This is a genomic window from Palleniella intestinalis, from assembly GCF_013166595.1.
Taxonomy (GTDB): domain Bacteria; phylum Bacteroidota; class Bacteroidia; order Bacteroidales; family Bacteroidaceae; genus Prevotella; species Prevotella intestinalis.
Genome location: NZ_JABKKG010000006.1, coordinates 73,071 through 89,763 on the forward strand (window position 1 = coordinate 73,071; position 16,693 = coordinate 89,763).

The window sequence follows — 16,693 nt, forward strand, 5'->3', positions numbered from 1 at the left end:
ATGGGCAGCAGGAAAGTGAACACGGAAGGCATAGACGAGGAACTGTTGTTAGCCTCCATCGGGCGACGTACTCAGGACGGGACACCGCGCCCGGCGCAGGAAGTTCCGACAGCCGCACCGACCGAAGAAAGCACCGCCGCGCCGGAACCGCCTCCTATGCAACCCGCCACACGGGAGAAGGCACAGAGGGAGGGCAACCGCCGGAAAAGGCAGGACGAGGACTATAACGAGCTGTTCCTGCGCCGCAATGAGATAAAGACCCGCCAGTGTGTCTATATCAGCCGCGATGTCCACGGCAAAATCCTCAGAATCGTGAACGACATTGCCGGAGGTGAAATCTCGGTGGGCGGCTATGTGGATACCGTGCTACGCCAACATCTGGAGCAGCACAAGGAGAGAATTAACGAACTGTATAAAAAACAACGAGAAGATTTAATTTGACATGAAAAAGGAAAAGAACCAGAAAAGAAGAGTGCCGCAACAAGACGGCAAGGGCATGGTTGCCCAGATGCAGACGAGCGTGGAAATCATATCGTTTGCCACGGTAATCTGCAAATGCAGTGAGAAGGACTATGAACGTCTGTTCATCCGTGAACCCGAAGTAAAGGCGCGTGAGGGGAAGATGGCGTATGTGCGCCCGGAGTACCACGACCGCATCATGCGCATCATCCGCGTAATCGGGCATGACAGGCTCAACCTGTCCGCCTACATCGACCATGTGCTGACGCAGCATTTTGACCAGTGCGAGGATGCCATAAGAAGCCTTTACGCCAAGAATTACAACCCGGTATTTTAACCCAGACAGGAAGCGTATGAATGAAACAATAAGCATAACAGACATTTTGCTGACCGTATCGGTCGGATGCAACCTGTGGTTTCTGTTCCTGCTCCTTTACGAGCGCATCATGGACACGCGGATTGTCCGCTTTTTCAAGGGCATCGCCGGATTGTGGCGGTTGTCGGGCGGCACGGAGATAAAGCAAGAAACAGCGCAAGAGGAAGTCCCTGCGGAAAAGGCGGGCATCATCGGCAAGAGCCGTTTCAGGATGGCTTCAACCCGGACAACCGCTGCCATACCGACGCAACAAGCCGCCACTTCGGAAAAAGGCATTGAGCTGTCGGAGGAAGACACTACTTTTGACGACGGAAACCCGGAAAGCGCATCCCGAACGGCACAAGTCCCGGAGGAAAAACTCGAAGAAACCTTCACGAGCATACCGCCGGAGGAACTGAAGTTCGGCGAGGATGAACCGGAGGAGGACGCTTCGGATACACCGCAGGCTTCGGGCAACAGCTTTGACGAGATTGACGACGCCTGCAAGACCGCCAAGAACCCGGACGCGACACTGGTGGAACGTGAAAAGGCGGCAAAGGTGTTCGCCGACATGGAAGGCACGGAGCTGTACGACAAAATGATGGAAGGCTCTTCGGAGATAGCCATCCGCATCAGGGGGCTTATCGAAATCCGGCTGAAAAAGCCTAAAAAGGTGTTCGTCGTGCCGGACAACATCGAAGAGTTCGACATCCGCAACTATGTATGACAACAAAACCGTACTGTAACATAAATGATGAAAACAAAGAAGTGACAACCAACCCACGCGGCGAAGATGCGCAAGGCGCATCCGGTACGCAACGGACAGCCCAAGTCCGTGGAAACAAACGGGCGACCACTAAAACCAAAGTAAAGTAACCAAGTATCAACCGCCCGACAAAGGACCATCCACCCTTTCGACGGCACAAAAAAGAACAGTTTATGAACAAGAACATTTTGAAAAACAGAAAAGCAATCCTCTCTGCGGCACTCGTAATCGCCGCAACCGCCTCCGCCTTCGCGCAGGGAAACGGCATCGCGGGCATCACCGAAGCCACCTCAATGGTCACTTCGTATTTCGACCCCGGCACGAAACTGATATACGCCATCGGCGCGGTCGTCGGGCTTATCGGAGGCGTGAAAGTCTATGGCAAGTTTTCATCGGGCGACCCCGACACCAGCAAGACTGCCGCCTCGTGGTTCGGCGCGTGTATATTTTTGATCGTAGCCGCCACCATCCTGCGCTCATTCTTCCTTTAATAAAATAATGTATGGCTGAATACCCGATCAACAAGGGTATCGGCCGCCCGGTAGAGTTCAAGGGCTTGAAGGCTCAGTACCTCTTCATCTTCTGCGGAGGTCTGCTGGCTCTCTTCGTCCTGTTCGTCATCCTCTACATGGTCGGCATCGACCAGTGGGTATGTATCGGCTTCGGCGCGGCATCGGCGTCCCTCCTTGTGTGGCAGACCTTCGCGCTGAACGCCCGGTACGGCGAACACGGGCTGATGAAAATGGGAGCGGCACGGAGCCATCCCCGATACCTTATCAACCGGCGGCGGATAACCCGACTGTTCAAACGACAACGAAAGGAAGAAAGACAATGAGGAATACATCGAAAATGACAACACTGGAAAACAAGTTCCCCCTGCTTGCGGTGGAGCATGGCTGCATCATCTCAAAGGACGCCGACATCACGGTGGCTTTCGAGGTGGAACTGCCGGAGCTTTATACCGTGACGGGCGCGGAGTACGAGGCTGTCCACGGCTGCTGGTGCAAGGCGATCAAGGTGCTGCCGGACTACTCCGTCGTCCACAAACAGGACTGGTTCATCAAGGAACGCTACAAGCCGGAGCTTCAAAAAGACGACATTAGCTTTTTAAGCCGCTCCTTCGAGCGTCACTTCAACGAGCGTCCGTACCTGAAACACACCTGCTATCTCTATCTGACCAAGACGACAAAGGAGCGTAACCGGATGCAGAGCAACTTCAGCACCTTGTGCCGCGGGCATATCATCCCGAAGGAGCTGGACAAGGAAACCACGACCAAATTCTTGGAAGCCTGCGAACAGTTCGAGCGCATCATGAACGACAGCGGATTGGTAAAACTGCGCCGCCTCACCACCGACGAGATTGTGGGGACGGAAAAGTCCATCGGACTGATAGAGCGTTACTTCTCGCTCATGCCGGAGGGTGACACCACCTTGCAGGACATCGAGCTTTCGGCAAGGGAGATGCGCATCGGCGACAACTGCCTGTGTCTGCACACCCTCTCCGACGCGGAAGACCTGCCGGGCAAGGTGGCTACCGACACCCGTTACGAGAAACTCTCCACCGACCGGAGCGACTGCCGCCTGTCATTCGCCTCCCCCGTGGGGCTGCTGCTCTCCTGCAACCACATATACAACCAGTATGTGCTGATAGACAACAGCGAGGAAGCCTTGCAGAAGTTCGAGAAGTCCGCCCGCAACATGCAGTCGCTGTCCCGCTATTCAAGAAGCAACAGCATCAACCGCGAGTGGATAGACCAGTACCTGAACGAAGCCCATTCATACGGGCTGACCTCGGTACGGGCGCACTTCAATGTCATGGCGTGGAGCGATGACGCGGAAGAGCTGAAGCACATAAGGAACGACGTGGGCAGTCAGTTGGCAAGCATGGAGTGCGTGCCGCGCCACAACACCATCGACTGCCCGACACTCTACTGGGCGGCGATACCCGGCAATGCGGCGGACTTCCCGGCAGAAGAGAGTTTCCACACCTTCATCGAGCAGGCGGTGTGCCTATTCACGGAGGAAACCAACTACCGCAGTTCGCTCTCGCCCTTCGGCATCAAGATGGTGGACAGGCTCACGGGTAAACCGCTGCACCTCGACATCAGCGACCTGCCGATGAAGCGGGGCATCACTACGAACAGGAATAAATTTGTGTTAGGACCGTCAGGCAGCGGCAAATCTTTCTTTATGAACCACTTAGTCCGCCAATATTATGAGCAAGGTACGCACGTCGTGCTGGTGGACACGGGAAACTCCTATCAGGGATTGTGCGGGATGATACAGCGCAAGACGGGCGGAGAGGACGGGGTGTATTTCACTTATACGGAAGAAAAGCCCATCAGCTTCAACCCGTTCTACACCGACGATTATGTCTTCGACGTGGAGAAGAAAGACAGCATCAAGACCTTGCTGCTGACGCTCTGGAAGTCGGAGGACGACAAGGTGACGAAGACCGAGAGCGGCGAGCTGGGCAGTGCCGTAAGTGCCTACATCGAGCGCATCAAGACCGACCGTGGCATCGTGCCGTCGTTCAACACCTTCTATGAGTATATGCGTGACGACTACCGCCGTGAGCTGGCTGAGCGTGACATCAAGGTGGAGAAGTCCGACTTCAACATCGACAATATGCTCACCACCATGCGGCAGTATTACCGGGGCGGACGCTACGACTTCCTGCTCAACTCCACGGAGAACATAGACCTGCTCAGCAAGCGGTTCATCGTCTTCGAGATTGACAGTATAAAAGAAAACCGCGAACTGTTCCCGGTGGTGACAATCATCATCATGGAGGCTTTCATCAACAAGATGCGACGGCTGAAAGGCGTGCGCAAACAGCTCATCGTGGAAGAGGCTTGGAAGGCTCTCTCTTCGGCGAACATGGCTGAATATCTGAGGTATATGTATAAGACCGTCAGGAAGTATTACGGCGAGGCGATCGTGGTGACGCAGGAGGTGGACGACATCATCAGCTCCCCGGTTGTCAAGGAGAGCATCATCAACAACTCGGATTGTAAAATCCTGCTTGACCAAAGGAAATATATGAACAAGTTTGACCAGATACAGGCGTTGCTCGGACTTACGGAAAAGGAGAAGGGGCAGATATTGAGTATCAATATGGCGAACAACCCCTCACGGCTCTACAAGGAGGTGTGGATAGGCTTGGGCGGCATACAGTCGGCGGTCTATGCCACAGAGGTCAGTGCTGAAGAGTATCTGGCGTATACCACCGAGGAAACGGAGAAAGTGGAGGTTTACCGTCTGGCGGAGAAGTTGGGCGGCGACATCGAAGCCGCCATCCGGCAACTTGCCGAAAGGCGGAGAAACAACAGTTAATCATTTAATCACCAACTAAAAACAAAAATGCGTATGAGTTTATCAAAAGTGAAAATGCTGCAAGTCAGCAAGTGTCTTATCGGATTGGCGGTCGTGATGCTGCAATCCTGTGACGTGGAGGAAAACCGCCGTGAACTGCTTTGCGGGAACTGGGAGAGCGTGGAGGGGAAGCCCGACGTGCTTATCTACAAGGAGGGCGAAGCCTACAAGGTGACGGTGTTCCGCCGGAGCGGTCTGCGCCGCAAGCTGAAACCGGAAACCTATCTCTTGCAGGAAGAGAACGGCAACCTGTTCATGAACACCGGATTCCGCATCGACGTGGCTTACAACGAGGCTACGGACGTGCTGACTTTCTCGCCCAACGGGGATTATGTGCGGGTGAAGCCGCAGACGGAAACCCCGATTGAGGAACAAGAACAAAATTGAAACCACTAAAATCCAAAGTAACATGAGAACAAGAATGACAATGATTGTCTGCCTGTGTCTGCTTCTCGCGGGCAGGGCAAGCGCACAGTGGGCGGTGATAGACCCGTCCAACATCGCGCAGAGCATCGTGAACACCTCAAAGAACGTGGTGCATACCTCGACGACGGCTCAGAACATGGTGAAGAACTTTCAGGAAACCGTAAAGATTTATGAGCAAGGAAAGAAGTATTACGACGCTCTGAAATCGGTGAACAACCTTGTCCGGGACGCCCGCAAGGTGCAGCAGACCATCCTGATGGTGGGCGACATCACCGACATCTATGTGACCAACTTCCAGCGTATGATGCGTGACGACAACTTCACGGTGGAGGAATTGGGAGCCATCGCCTTCGGCTACACGAAGCTGTTGGAAGAGAGCAACGACGTACTGACCGAACTGAAGAATGTGGTGAACATCACCACGCTATCCATGACCGACAAGGAGCGCATGGACGTGGTGGAACGCTGTTACTCGAAGATGCGGCGTTACCGCAACCTCGTGAGCTACTACACCAACAAGAACATATCGGTGTCCTACCTCCGCGCGAAGAAGAAAAACGACCTCGACCGCATCATGGGGCTGTACGGGAACATGAACGAAAGATACTGGTAGCCTATGGAATTCGACAACCTTCACCAGATACTCCGCTCCCTATATGAGCAGATGATGCCGCTGTGCGAGGACATGGCGGGCGTGGCGAAAGGCATCGCCGGGCTGGGCGCGCTGTTCTATGTCGCCTACCGGGTGTGGCAATCGCTGGCGAGAGCCGAACCGATAGACGTGTTCCCGATGCTCCGCCCCTTCGCCATCGGGCTTTGCATCATGTTCTTCCCCACGGTGGTGCTTGGCACTATCAACAGCATCCTCTCGCCCGTGGTGCAGGGCACGGCGAAGATGCTGGAGGCGGAAACGCTCGACATGAACACCTACCGCGAACAGAAGGACAGGCTGGAATACGAGGCGATGATGCGCAACCCCGAAACCGCCTACTTGGTGTCCAACGAGGAGTTTGACAAACAGCTGGAGGAACTCGGCTGGTCGCCCGCCGACATGGTGACGATGGCTGGAATGTATATTGACCGGGGGATGTACAGCATGAAGAAGGGCATCCGCGACTTCTTCCGCGAGATACTGGAACTGCTGTTCCAAGCCGCCGCCCTCGTGATAGACACCGTCCGCACCTTCTTCATCGTGGTGCTGGCGATACTCGGTCCGATAGCCTTCGCCATATCGGTGTGGGATGGATTCCAAAGCACGCTCACGCAGTGGATATGCCGCTACATACAGGTCTATCTGTGGCTTCCGGTATCGGATATGTTCAGCACCATACTGGCTAAGATACAGGTGCTGATGCTGCAAAGCGACATCGAGCGGATGCAGGCAGACCCGAACTTTTCGCTGGATTCGAGCGACGGGGTGTATATCGTGTTCCTCTGCATCGGCATCATCGGATACTTCACCATCCCCACCGTGGCGGGCTGGATCATCCAAGCCGGAGGCATGGGCAGCTACAACCGCACCATGAACCAGATGGCGGGACGTGCCGGAGGCATGGCGGGCGGAGTCGCCGGGGCAACGGCAGGAAACGCGGTCGGTCGCATCGGCAAGCTGCTGAAATAACCAATGTGTAATAATTAAAACGGAAAAAGCAAAATGGAATTCAAATCACTCAGAAACATCGAATCGTCGTTCAGGCAGATACGCCTGTTCGGTATCGTCTTCCTCTCGCTGTGCGCCGTGGTGACGGTGTGGAGCGTATGGAGTTCCTACCGCTTCGCCGAGAAGCAACGGGAGAAGATCTATGTGCTGGACAACGGCAAGTCGCTGATGCTTGCGCTGTCGCAGGACCTGTCGCAGAACCGCCCGGCGGAGGCACGGGAGCATATACGCCGCTTCCACGAGCTGTTCTTCACGCTCTCGCCCGAAAAGAGCGCGATTGAACACAACGTGAAGCGTGCCTTGCTGCTGGCGGACAAGAGCGTGTACCACTATTATTCGGACTTCGCCGAGAAGGGATACTACAACCGCGTCATCGCCGGGAACATCAACCAAGTGCTGAAGGTGGACAGCGTGGTGTGCGACTTCAACGCCTATCCATACCGTGCCGTGACCTACGCCACGCAGAAAATCATCCGGCAGAGCAACGTCACCGAGCGCAGCCTCGTGACCACCTGCCGCCTGCTGAACGCCTCACGGTCGGACGACAATCCCAACGGCTTCACCATCGAGGGGTTCACCATCATCGAGAACAAGGATTTACAGACAATCAAAAGGTAACGGATTATGAAATGGAAACTTCGAGACAAGAGAAAACAAATCGTGGCAAACGTCAAAGGCTATCTTGACGGCTTGCCGCCGGAAACACGCCGCCGCATCGTGCTGGGGATGCTTGCCGCCTTCGCGGTACTTGCCCTCTACACTTTTGGCAGAGCCGTCTATGACATCGGCAGGAACGACGGCTCACGCATGGAAACGGGACACGCCGGACAGGTGGAACTGCCGACCCCGGCAGAAACAGACAATCACTTAATACCTTATTTATATGGAACAGAAGAAGAATGAACCGACAAAAGAAAACAAAACCGCTCCCGACACGGGAAAGCCGAAAAAGGAGCGCGAACCACTGACCGAGGCGCAACGGCTGAAACGGCAGAAGATGATAGTCCTGCCCGCTATGGTGCTGGTATTCATCGGGGCGATGTGGCTGATATTCGCCCCGTCCTCCGGTAAGGAACAGAAACCGGGGACGGACGGCTACAACACCGAAATGCCGGATGCCAACAACGGGCAGATTATCGGTGACAAGCTGAAAGCCTACGAGCATGGGGAGATGGAAGAACGTTTGGAGAGCCGTAACCGTGCCATCGGGCAGTTGGGCGATATGTTCGACCGTGAGGTGGCGCAGACGGAGGACGGAACGGACTTCGACCTCGCCCATCCGGGCGGCAAGGAGGAAGCGGCACAGCCCGCCACTCCGCAGACCATCCAATCATCGGCTGCCGCCTACCGTGACCTGAACGCCACACTCGGCAACTTCTATGAACAGCCGAAGAATGACAATGCCGAAATGGACGAGCTGCTGGAGCGCATCGCCTCGCTGGAGTCGGAACTGGAAAGCGAGAAAGGCAAGGCTTCCCCGATGGACGACCAAGTGGCTCTTATGGAGAAGTCCTACGAACTGGCTGCAAAGTATATGGGCGGTCAGAACGGAGGAAAGCCGGAACAGACGGCAGAACAACCTTCCACCGTGCAGAAAGGAAAGAAGAACACGGCGACACCCGTAAAGCAAGTGAGCCGCCAAGTGGTTTCCTCACTATCACAGCCCATGAGCAACGCTGAGTTTGTCGCCACATTCTCGCAGGAGCGCAACCGTGGTTTCAACACGGCAGTCGGCACGGCGGAGGTATCGGACAGGAACACCATACCGGCGTGTGTGCATGGGGCGCAGAGCGTGACGGACGGGCAGACGGTAAGGCTGCGCTTATTAGAGCCGATGGCGGTGGCGGGCAGGACAATCCCCCGCAATGCGGTGGTGGTCGGCACGGGAAAGATACAGGGAGAGCGGCTCGACATTGAGATTACCTCACTGGAATACGACGGCACGATTATCCCCGTGGAGCTTGCGGTCTATGACACGGACGGGCAGTCTGGCATCTTCATCCCGAACTCGATGGAGATGAACGCCGTCAGGGAGGTAGCCGCCAACATGGGCGGCTCGTTAGGGAGCAGCATCAACATCTCCACCAACGCAGGGGCGCAACTTGCCTCCGACTTGGGCAAGGGGCTGATACAGGGCACGAGCCAGTATATCGCCAAGAAGATGCGCACCGTCAAGGTGTATCTGAAAGCCGGGTACAGGGTCATGCTCTACCAAGAAAAGGACTGAAAACAACTATCAATCAAAAAAACATTTACCACTAAAATCCAAAAGTAATGAGAAAAGTAATCATCATGTTTGCCCTCGCTATGGGCATCGCAACTGCCAACGCGCAGGAGAATGTAACCGTTGAACAGAACAACGGAAGTAATGAACAACCGACCTTGACCAAAGAGGTCTATCCGCAGAAGGAGGCGGACGGCGACCTGTATCACGGTCTGTCGCGCAAGCTGACCTTCGACCGCATGATACCGCCGCACGGTCTGGAAGTGACCTACGACAAGACCGTCCACGTCATTTTTCCGGCGGAGGTGCGCTATGTCGATTTAGGCTCGCCCGACCTGATTGCCGGGAAAGCCGACGGAGCGGAGAACATCATCCGCGTGAAGGCTACCGTGCGTAACTTCCCCAACGAAACCAATATGTCCGTCATCACGGAGGATGGCAGTTTCTACACCTTCAATGTGAAGTACGCCGCCGAACCGCTGTTGCTCAACGTGGAGATGTGTGACTTCATCCATGACGGCAGCACGGTGAACCGCCCGAACAACGCGCAGGAAATCTATCTGAAGGAGCTGGGCAGCGAAAGTCCGATGCTGGTGCGCCTTATCATGAAGTCCATCCACAAGCAGAACAGGCGCGAGGTGAAGCATATCGGCTGCAAGCGTTTCGGCATCCAGTACCTGTTGAAAGGCATCTACACACACAACGGCTTGCTCTATTTCCACACGGAGATAAAGAACCAGAGCAACGTGCCCTTCGATGTGGACTACATCACTTGGAAAATCGTGGACAAGAAGGTGGCGAAGCGCACCGCCGTGCAGGAGCAGATCATCCTGCCGCTCCGTGCGCAGAACTACGCCACACTCGTGTCGGGCAAGAAGAGTGAGCGCACGGTCTTCACGATGGCGAAGTTCACCATTCCTGACGACAAGTGCCTCGTGGTGGAGCTGAACGAGAAGAACGGCGGTCGTCACCAGTCCTTCGTGATTGAGAACGAGGATCTGGTACGCGCCAATACCATCAACGAACTTCAAGTGCGCTGACCATGAGAAAGTACATCGCAATAATCATCGCGTCGCTTGCCCTTTTCACGGGGCAGGCGCACGCCCAGCGATGCCTGCCGAAGATGCAGGGCATCGAGGTGAGGGCGAACATGGCGGACGGCTTCAATCCCGGCGGCAAGTACGGCGGGTACAGTTTCGGGGCGGCTCTCTCCACCTACACGAAGAAGGGGAACAAGTGGGTGTTCGGTGGTGAATACCTCTTGAAGAACAACCCCTACAAGGATACCAAGATACCCGTGGCGCAGTTCACGGCGGAGGGCGGCTATTACTTCAAGATACTGTCGGACGCCCGAAAAATCGTGTTCGTCTATGCCGGGGCTTCGGCTCTCGCCGGATATGAGTCGGTGAACTGGGGGAAGAAGGTGCTGCATGACGGCTCCACGCTGCACGACCGGGACGCCTTCATCTACGGCGGTGCGCTGACGCTCGATGTGGAGTGCTATGTGGCAGACCGTATCGCCCTGCTTGCCAACCTGCGGGAGCGTTGCCTGTGGGGTGGCGACACAAGGAAGTTTCACACGCAGTTCGGGTTCGGTGTAAAATTCATAATCGGATGAGCCTATGGGACTGACTGTGATTGACCTTGACATCAAAAATCTTCCCCTTGAAGATTTTATGAAGGCTATGGGCTACGAGCCTGTCAATAGAAATGCTAACCAGCTTACATTCAAGTCGCCGTACTCGGCAAAAGGGAATATAGTTGTTGATACTGATGCTAACGGTTGGTACGACACGGTACAACCCGAAAAACTGTATGGCGGCATTTACGATCTCGCCTATGAGATTACCGGAAGTGCCAACCGCTCGGAACTCAACCTGTTCATCGCATCCGAAATGAAAAAGGTGCGTGAGGTGAAGATGTACGGCGTCACGGCAAACGGCAAGGAGGTAGACGGAAACATTGTCGTGGCTTCGCCCGTCAGGAACGCCAACCAGCCGAAGCCGGAACCACCCAAACGAAAGCGGGGTATGCGCCTATGAACATTGACGAACTCCGAACAATCCCGCTGGCGGACTTCCTCGCACGGTTGGGATATGAGCCTGTCAGAAGGAGCGGAAACGAGTTGTGGTATCTCGCCCCGTACAGGGGCGAGCGCACACCCTCTTTCCGTGTGAACGTGGCGAAACAACTCTGGTACGACTTCGGGCTTGGCAAGGGTGGCGACATCTTCACGCTTGCCGGGGAGTTGCTGCAAAGCGACGACTTCATGGTGCAGGCGAGGTTCATAGCGGAAGCCGCCAATATGACGGTTGCCGGATGGGAAAAGCCGACCTATCTCCCGAAGCCGACCGAACCCGTCTTTGAGGATGTGGAGGTCGCCCCGCTGCTCCGCTCACCGCTGACGGAGTATCTGTCGGAACGGGGCATCCCTTACGGCATCGCATCCCGCCATTGCTGCCGTCTGAATTACGGTGTTCGTGGAAAACGGTATTTTGCCGTCGGCTTCCCGAACATGGCAGGTGGCTATGAAGTCAGAAGCCGATTTTTCAAAGGGTGCATCCCACCAAAGTCCGTATCGCTGGTAAAATCGGAAGATGCTCCGTCTAATGAGTGCCTTGTGTTCGAGGGCTTCATGGACTTCCTTTCGGCTGAAACGCTCCAAGTAACCGGTAACGCGGACTGCCTTGTGCTGAACTCCGTCGCCAACGTGAAGAAAGCGAAGGAACTGCTGGACGGCTACGGGCGCATCGACTGCTTCCTCGACCGTGACGAAGCCGGACGACGGACGCTTGTCGCACTCACCAAATGTTACGGGGAACGTGTCGCCGACCGTTCCATCCTCTATGACGGTTGCAAGGATTTGAATGAACACCTGCAACAGACAACAAAAATAAAAAAACAACCATCTAAAAATCGAAGAATATGAGCATACTGAACAACAGAAACAAGAGAACATCAATCTTAAAGGCGGTGGCGTTGTGCCTGATTGCCGCCGTGTCATTCACCCTCGTGTCGTGCGACGACGACATGGACATCCAACAGTCCTATCCTTTTACAGTGGAGGTAATGCCCGTGCCGAACAAGGTGACGAAGGGGCAGACGGTGGAAATCCGATGTGAGCTGAAAAAGGAGGGCGACTTCGCCAACACGCTCTACACCATCCGCTATTTCCAGTTCGAGGGAAGCGGCAAGTTGAAGATGGACAACGGCATCACCTTTCTGCCCAATGACCGCTACCTGCTGGAGAACGAAAAGTTCCGCCTGTATTACACGGCGGAGGGCGAAGAGGCGCACAACTTCATCGTGGTGGTGGAGGATAATTTTGGCAACACCTTCGAGCTGGAATTTGACTTCAACAACCGCAACATCAAGGATGACGGCTTCACCATCGTACCCATCGGCAACTTCAGACCTTTGCAGAAATGATGCGTGTGTGGATGATGATGCTCTGTTCGCTTCTGGCGGTCTGTTCTGTGTCGGCACAGATCAGCCGCCAAGAGGGAACGGACGGGCAGGCGGAAATCTACCGACTGCCGATTTTCGAGAGGGCTGTGCGTTGCACGAAGTATTTTGAGGGCTGGCACTCGGAGAAACACCATCCGTATGTCGGGTACGGACACCGCTTGTTGCCGAGCGAAAGGTACTCGGCACGAACCATGACGAAAAGGCAGGCGGACGCGCTCCTAAGGAAAGACCTGCGGAAGTTCTGCGCGATGTTCCGGCAGTTCGGAAAGGACAGTCTTCTGCTTGCCACGCTTGCCTACAATGTCGGACCATACCGGCTTTTGGGTAGTAAGACAATCCCCAAAAGCACCTTAATCAAAAAGTTGGAAGCGGGCGACAGGAACATCTACCGTGAGTATATCGCCTTCTGCAACTACAAAGGTAAACGCCACGCAATGTTGCTCAAACGGAGAAAGGCGGAGTTTGCGTTGCTGTATATCCCATAAAACGACTGACAAAACTGACAAAAGACGTGCGGAATTCAATTTGGCACGTCTTTTGCTATAATGAAAAAGGGGCAACATTTCAGGCGTGTAGGCTCACTAAGCGTCTGAGTATAGATTCGTGAGCCGGAGAAGTCCGATATTAAACATAACCTTCAAATTTAGAAGTATGAAAATAGAATTTTCAGAAAATGAGTTTGCCAGGGTTATTGAGGTAGTTCTGGCATTTGTTGCAGGGCTACTATGGTAAAAGTGAGGAGGTGTGTTCCGCAAGGGACACACCTCCTTTGATTTATAGCGTTATACAACCAACATCAACAATATCACCGTTCCTGCAATGCTCTATGATGCCGGGCGTAAACCCCATGCTTCCGATTGCAATGTGACGGATATAGTCTGCATACTCCTGACCTTGAAAATTTTTTCCCGTAAGGTTTTTGAAAATCATCTTTATGCTTATGCCGTTGTTGCTGTGCAAGATGATTTTTCCGTTCTGTCTGATTGCTTCCATAATTAAAACTTGTTTTTAGGTGAATGGTATCGCAGATTGTACAGCGGTTTCTTTGCTACTTTCTTTGTCCGCCATCCTGCTCACTGAAAGAAAGTAGGGCGGCTCTCGCCGCCCCACCACTCAAAAGCGTGTGTAAAGTCCAGTAACCATCGTGAACATATCCTCCAGCATATCAAAATATATACCCTCGTGTACGGCAATGTCCTTTTCCTTGCAGTCAAATGTCTTCTTGCTGAATGTCCTGCGGTAGAAACGCATATTGTAGAGGTCTGCCCCTGCATCATAGATGATGTCAAGGCGGTTTGCGCTTGTCTTGTTCCTCGCAAGGCTCATCCGTAAGCCGTTGCCCATATCTATGAAATCACGGCTTCCTGTCATGGTGGCGAAGCGTCTTCCTCCTATCTGCTGTAATATCGTCTTTGCTATCATATCCGTTGTTCTTAGGGTTTTAAGTGTTGGCGGTGTTCGCACCGCCAACTCGTTCAAAATTCTATCATCTCGGCAATGGGTGTCTGACATTGTAGCCATTCCTTCACGCACTCCATATTATACTCGCTCGTGATGACTGCCGTATGGCTGTCGGTGGCTGTGAAGCGTGTGCTTTCGTAATCATCTATCCACCCTTTGAGGGTGTCAGTTCCCCACATTTAGGCATCGTTAAATATGCCGTCCAATGCCGTAATCGGCTCTTTGAACTTGACAATCAGCGTTTGGTAGGTTGCGTTCATACTCTGTCCTCCTTTCCTGCTTTTTCGTTCAGCCACTTGTCCCGTGCTTCCCGACATTCGTTCAATGTGGGTTTTACACAAGCGAACAACTCTCCGTCCGTGTGGCGGTAGTCGTATTGCACAAGTGTCCGCCTGCGTCTGCCGATACCCGATTGGAAACGCTCGTATTTCTCCGTACCTGCTTCCGTGCAGGTGCTTACTCCGTTAATGGTCATTCGTGTTGCCATAATCATTGCTCTTTTAGATGTTAAAAATGTACTGATAAAAGTCTGTTCTTCATCACCATTTCGGGGTTGCTCGTGTAGCGTTGGTGCAGGTAGAAATGGTGTGAGCCGAAGCCATAATGGAAGAATTTGTCAAGTTCATGCTTCTCGGCAAATTCCCTTACACCTTTTCTTAACCCCTCCTCACTCGTTGCGAGAGTGAGGAGGTTTACAAATTCAAGGAACATGGTGGGGATTGCATCATCCCACACACAAATCATACTTTCAATTCTTACTTCCATATCAATATCGTTTTAGGGGTTATGCTATGCCGCTTTTCTCATTCGCTTGCGGATTAGGTTCATATTGCTGTCCACAAGAGCGATGATGCGGTCGTGATACTCGGTGTTGCTGTTACATACGCCACGGCTCTGCACCACTTTGAATGTCTTTAACGACACCTCTATCGTTTCAATGCGCACTCCGTCTATGGTAGCCGAAAGGATAAGGGAGTGTTTTTTGAGGTAGTAGGAGTTAGACCACACACAATGGCGCATTTTCGTTCCTTCTTCCGCAAACTCGGCTACGCTCTCCAATACACGGATGTTCAGTGTGCCGTCTGTAAAGGCGATGCCAAAGAACTTGCCTTTGAGCCTGCGGTATTCCTTTTCGTGCTTTCTCGCTTCCTGCTGCCGTTCCCTCAACTGCTGCCGTTCCCTTTGGCGGTTGCGCTTTTCCACCCACTTGTCGTGTTCGGCGTTGAGGTCTTGGGGGCAGACATACTTCGGGCTGTTCGTGTCCTTCCCGAAGTGTCGCAGGAGTTCTATCATATCACGCCACATAGAGCCGTCTGCAATGGTGTAGCCGTTGCGGATGCAGATTTTTATTGATGCCCAATACTCTCCGATGTTGAATGAGTAGCGCAGATAGTGGCGCAACATAGGGTATTGCCCTGCCTTCAAAAGCGTTTCCGCACGGCAGTCGGTTAGAATGGCTTTGAAAAGGTCGTAAGACAGTATATTGTGATATTCACCTTTGAAGCCGTTGCGTTTCACTTCGGGGATAAAACGCTGTCTGGGGTAGGTGCATATCGGGGCGATGTCGTATGCCCTGAGTTCTTGGTTCTTGCGCACCTCCATGTCGCTGTATTCCGTCCACTGGTCATAGTAGAAAAGCGACATACCACGCAGTCGGGCAACGGTTGTTGTCTTGCCGTTTGGGGCAATCCACCTCTGTACCACCTCAAAGATGGAATACTTGGCTGTCTGTCCTACTTTGTATCGGGACTTGACGAAAAAGAAGCGTATCACTTGGTACTGCTTGCAGGTGGTGATAATGGAGAAATACTCCATATCGCTGATTACCCTCTTTCGGGTGCGCAACACTTCCAACTCCATACCGCAACGGGGGCAGGTGCATCCGCAAATGGTGTCCGCAAGGTCGTGTCCGCTCTTCCACGAATGTCCGCACTCGGTGCAGATGTTCATGCCGTTTGCCCTTTTGACTGCGTAATGCTTGAAGCAATGGCGGAAAGCGTATGCCTTCTGTGCTTCGGTCAATATCGGTAGTCGCTTGCTTAGTCCTGCGACTTCCTGCTGTATGCGTGTTCTCGGTTTCATAAGCCTAAATCAAATAATGAGGGTTGGGGTTGGGTTTCTTTTTTCGCTGACGGTCTGTGGCGGTTCTGCAACTTGCGGAGTTCCTCCTCTTGGTATCTGCGGACTGCGTTCTGCCGTGCCTCCGCCTTTTCTTCTGCCGTGAGTTCCACAACGTGGTTCACAACCACTTGGCAGTTCATCGGCTTGCCCACCTCTATCTCGTTCTCGTCATAGTAGTGGATGGCTTGCCCGAATATCTCTCCGTCCGTGAAGCCGTTGCAACCGCTTTTATGCACATAGTTCAGAATGTAGGTAACACAATCGTCTATGTTCTTGGCTGGGTTGCGGTAGTTCTTCGCAAAGAGCGCATCTTCCTCCGCCCGCTGTTCCAAATACATCTGTATCGTTCTCTTGAAATGGTCTGTTCCTTTCATGTTG

The 16,693-nt window shown here is 53.5% G+C and carries 23 protein-coding genes and 2 pseudogenes; 18 read left to right on the top strand and 7 right to left on the bottom strand.

Going from position 1 to position 16,693, the window contains the following annotated elements:
• The 18 genes and pseudogenes from HPS57_RS09480 to HPS57_RS09565 all read left to right on the top strand — a co-directional run bounded on the left by HPS57_RS09480 (nucleotide 1) and on the right by HPS57_RS09565 (nucleotide 13,218).
• On the top strand, nucleotides 1–441 hold the full coding sequence (locus tag HPS57_RS09480; RefSeq protein WP_172182521.1) for a DUF3408 domain-containing protein: 441 nt from the start codon (nucleotides 1–3) through the stop codon (nucleotides 439–441).
• A 1-nt stretch (nucleotide 442) separates the two neighbouring features.
• Entirely contained in the window at nucleotides 443–796 is a 354-nt protein-coding gene (locus HPS57_RS09485) for a DUF3408 domain-containing protein (RefSeq protein ID WP_172182522.1), read from the top strand.
• A gap of 16 nt (nucleotides 797–812) precedes the next feature.
• Nucleotides 813–1,541 (top strand): conjugal transfer protein TraD, encoded by a 729-nt coding sequence (locus HPS57_RS09490; protein WP_172182523.1) that lies wholly within the window; start codon nucleotides 813–815, stop codon nucleotides 1,539–1,541.
• A gap of 212 nt (nucleotides 1,542–1,753) precedes the next feature.
• Nucleotides 1,754–2,071, top strand: coding sequence for a DUF4134 domain-containing protein (locus tag HPS57_RS09495; protein WP_172182525.1), 318 nt, complete (start codon nucleotides 1,754–1,756; stop codon nucleotides 2,069–2,071).
• Between the two features lie 11 nt (nucleotides 2,072–2,082).
• A complete protein-coding gene (locus HPS57_RS09500) occupies nucleotides 2,083–2,415 on the top strand; it encodes a DUF4133 domain-containing protein (RefSeq protein WP_172182527.1) in 333 nt (110 codons plus the stop codon).
• Nucleotides 2,412–4,916: a TraG family conjugative transposon ATPase gene (locus HPS57_RS09505; RefSeq protein WP_172182529.1), complete on the top strand. Its 2,505-nt coding sequence runs from the start codon at nucleotides 2,412–2,414 to the stop codon at nucleotides 4,914–4,916. The genes HPS57_RS09500 and HPS57_RS09505 overlap by 4 nt, the downstream gene beginning before the upstream one ends.
• 33 nt (nucleotides 4,917–4,949) lie before the next feature.
• Nucleotides 4,950–5,342, top strand: coding sequence for a DUF3876 domain-containing protein (locus HPS57_RS09510; RefSeq protein ID WP_172182531.1), 393 nt, complete (start codon nucleotides 4,950–4,952; stop codon nucleotides 5,340–5,342).
• 22 nt (nucleotides 5,343–5,364) lie between these two features.
• Nucleotides 5,365–5,994 carry a DUF4141 domain-containing protein gene (locus HPS57_RS09515; RefSeq protein ID WP_172182533.1) on the top strand — a complete coding sequence of 210 codons (630 nt, stop codon included), beginning with the start codon at nucleotides 5,365–5,367 and terminating at the stop codon, nucleotides 5,992–5,994.
• Between the two features lie 3 nt (nucleotides 5,995–5,997).
• Nucleotides 5,998–7,002, top strand: a complete 1,005-nt coding sequence (gene traJ / locus HPS57_RS09520) for a conjugative transposon protein TraJ (RefSeq protein WP_172182535.1) — start codon at nucleotides 5,998–6,000, stop codon at nucleotides 7,000–7,002.
• 33 nt (nucleotides 7,003–7,035) lie between these two features.
• The gene (traK, locus tag HPS57_RS09525) at nucleotides 7,036–7,659 is read left to right on the top strand and encodes a conjugative transposon protein TraK (protein WP_098032204.1); all 624 of its coding nucleotides are present in this window, start codon (nucleotides 7,036–7,038) and stop codon (nucleotides 7,657–7,659) included.
• Between the two features lie 6 nt (nucleotides 7,660–7,665).
• Nucleotides 7,666–7,944 (top strand): TraL conjugative transposon family protein, encoded by a 279-nt coding sequence (locus HPS57_RS09530; protein WP_172182537.1) that lies wholly within the window; start codon nucleotides 7,666–7,668, stop codon nucleotides 7,942–7,944.
• Complete coding sequence (traM, locus tag HPS57_RS09535; protein ID WP_172182539.1) at nucleotides 7,925–9,268, top strand: conjugative transposon protein TraM; 1,344 nt, start codon at nucleotides 7,925–7,927, stop codon at nucleotides 9,266–9,268. The genes HPS57_RS09530 and traM overlap by 20 nt, the downstream gene beginning before the upstream one ends.
• 47 nt (nucleotides 9,269–9,315) lie before the next feature.
• Complete coding sequence (gene traN / locus HPS57_RS09540) at nucleotides 9,316–10,305, top strand: conjugative transposon protein TraN (protein ID WP_172182541.1); 990 nt, start codon at nucleotides 9,316–9,318, stop codon at nucleotides 10,303–10,305.
• Between the two features lie 2 nt (nucleotides 10,306–10,307).
• Complete coding sequence (locus tag HPS57_RS09545; protein WP_172182543.1) at nucleotides 10,308–10,883, top strand: conjugal transfer protein TraO; 576 nt, start codon at nucleotides 10,308–10,310, stop codon at nucleotides 10,881–10,883.
• 4 nt (nucleotides 10,884–10,887) lie between these two features.
• Nucleotides 10,888–11,307 (top strand): hypothetical protein, encoded by a 420-nt coding sequence (locus HPS57_RS09550; protein WP_172182545.1) that lies wholly within the window; start codon nucleotides 10,888–10,890, stop codon nucleotides 11,305–11,307.
• A pseudogene (locus HPS57_RS09555) lies at nucleotides 11,304–12,189 on the top strand (DUF8464 domain-containing protein); the annotation flags it as partial. The gene HPS57_RS09550 and the pseudogene HPS57_RS09555, both read left to right, overlap by 4 nt.
• 1 nt (nucleotide 12,190) lies before the next feature.
• Nucleotides 12,191–12,694, top strand: coding sequence for a DUF3872 domain-containing protein (locus tag HPS57_RS09560; protein WP_172182549.1), 504 nt, complete (start codon nucleotides 12,191–12,193; stop codon nucleotides 12,692–12,694).
• Nucleotides 12,691–13,218, top strand: a complete 528-nt coding sequence (locus HPS57_RS09565; protein ID WP_172182551.1) for a glycoside hydrolase family protein — start codon at nucleotides 12,691–12,693, stop codon at nucleotides 13,216–13,218. The genes HPS57_RS09560 and HPS57_RS09565 overlap by 4 nt, the downstream gene beginning before the upstream one ends.
• 289 nt (nucleotides 13,219–13,507) lie before the next feature.
• Here HPS57_RS09565 and HPS57_RS09570 read toward each other — a convergent pair whose 3' ends face one another.
• The 7 genes and pseudogenes from HPS57_RS09570 to HPS57_RS09600 form a co-directional block, all read right to left on the bottom strand.
• Nucleotides 13,508–13,726, bottom strand: coding sequence for a DUF7688 family protein (locus HPS57_RS09570; RefSeq protein WP_172182553.1), 219 nt, complete (start codon nucleotides 13,724–13,726; stop codon nucleotides 13,508–13,510).
• A 120-nt stretch (nucleotides 13,727–13,846) separates the two neighbouring features.
• Entirely contained in the window at nucleotides 13,847–14,155 is a 309-nt protein-coding gene (locus tag HPS57_RS09575; RefSeq protein WP_172182555.1) for a hypothetical protein, read from the bottom strand.
• A gap of 53 nt (nucleotides 14,156–14,208) precedes the next feature.
• Nucleotides 14,209–14,454 (bottom strand): annotated as a pseudogene (locus HPS57_RS09580) (DUF6956 domain-containing protein).
• Nucleotides 14,451–14,681 carry a DUF3873 domain-containing protein gene (locus tag HPS57_RS09585; RefSeq protein ID WP_172182557.1) on the bottom strand — a complete coding sequence of 77 codons (231 nt, stop codon included), beginning with the start codon at nucleotides 14,679–14,681 and terminating at the stop codon, nucleotides 14,451–14,453. Before HPS57_RS09585 ends, HPS57_RS09580 begins: the two are co-directional and overlap by 4 nt.
• 20 nt (nucleotides 14,682–14,701) lie before the next feature.
• Nucleotides 14,702–14,959 carry a DUF8466 domain-containing protein gene (locus HPS57_RS09590; protein ID WP_172182559.1) on the bottom strand — a complete coding sequence of 86 codons (258 nt, stop codon included), beginning with the start codon at nucleotides 14,957–14,959 and terminating at the stop codon, nucleotides 14,702–14,704.
• A 24-nt stretch (nucleotides 14,960–14,983) separates the two neighbouring features.
• Nucleotides 14,984–16,276: a PcfJ domain-containing protein gene (locus tag HPS57_RS09595; protein WP_172182561.1), complete on the bottom strand. Its 1,293-nt coding sequence runs from the start codon at nucleotides 16,274–16,276 to the stop codon at nucleotides 14,984–14,986.
• A complete protein-coding gene (locus tag HPS57_RS09600; protein ID WP_172182563.1) occupies nucleotides 16,273–16,689 on the bottom strand; it encodes a PcfK-like family protein in 417 nt (138 codons plus the stop codon). The genes HPS57_RS09595 and HPS57_RS09600 overlap by 4 nt, the downstream gene beginning before the upstream one ends.
• Between the last annotated feature and the right edge of the window lie 4 nt (nucleotides 16,690–16,693).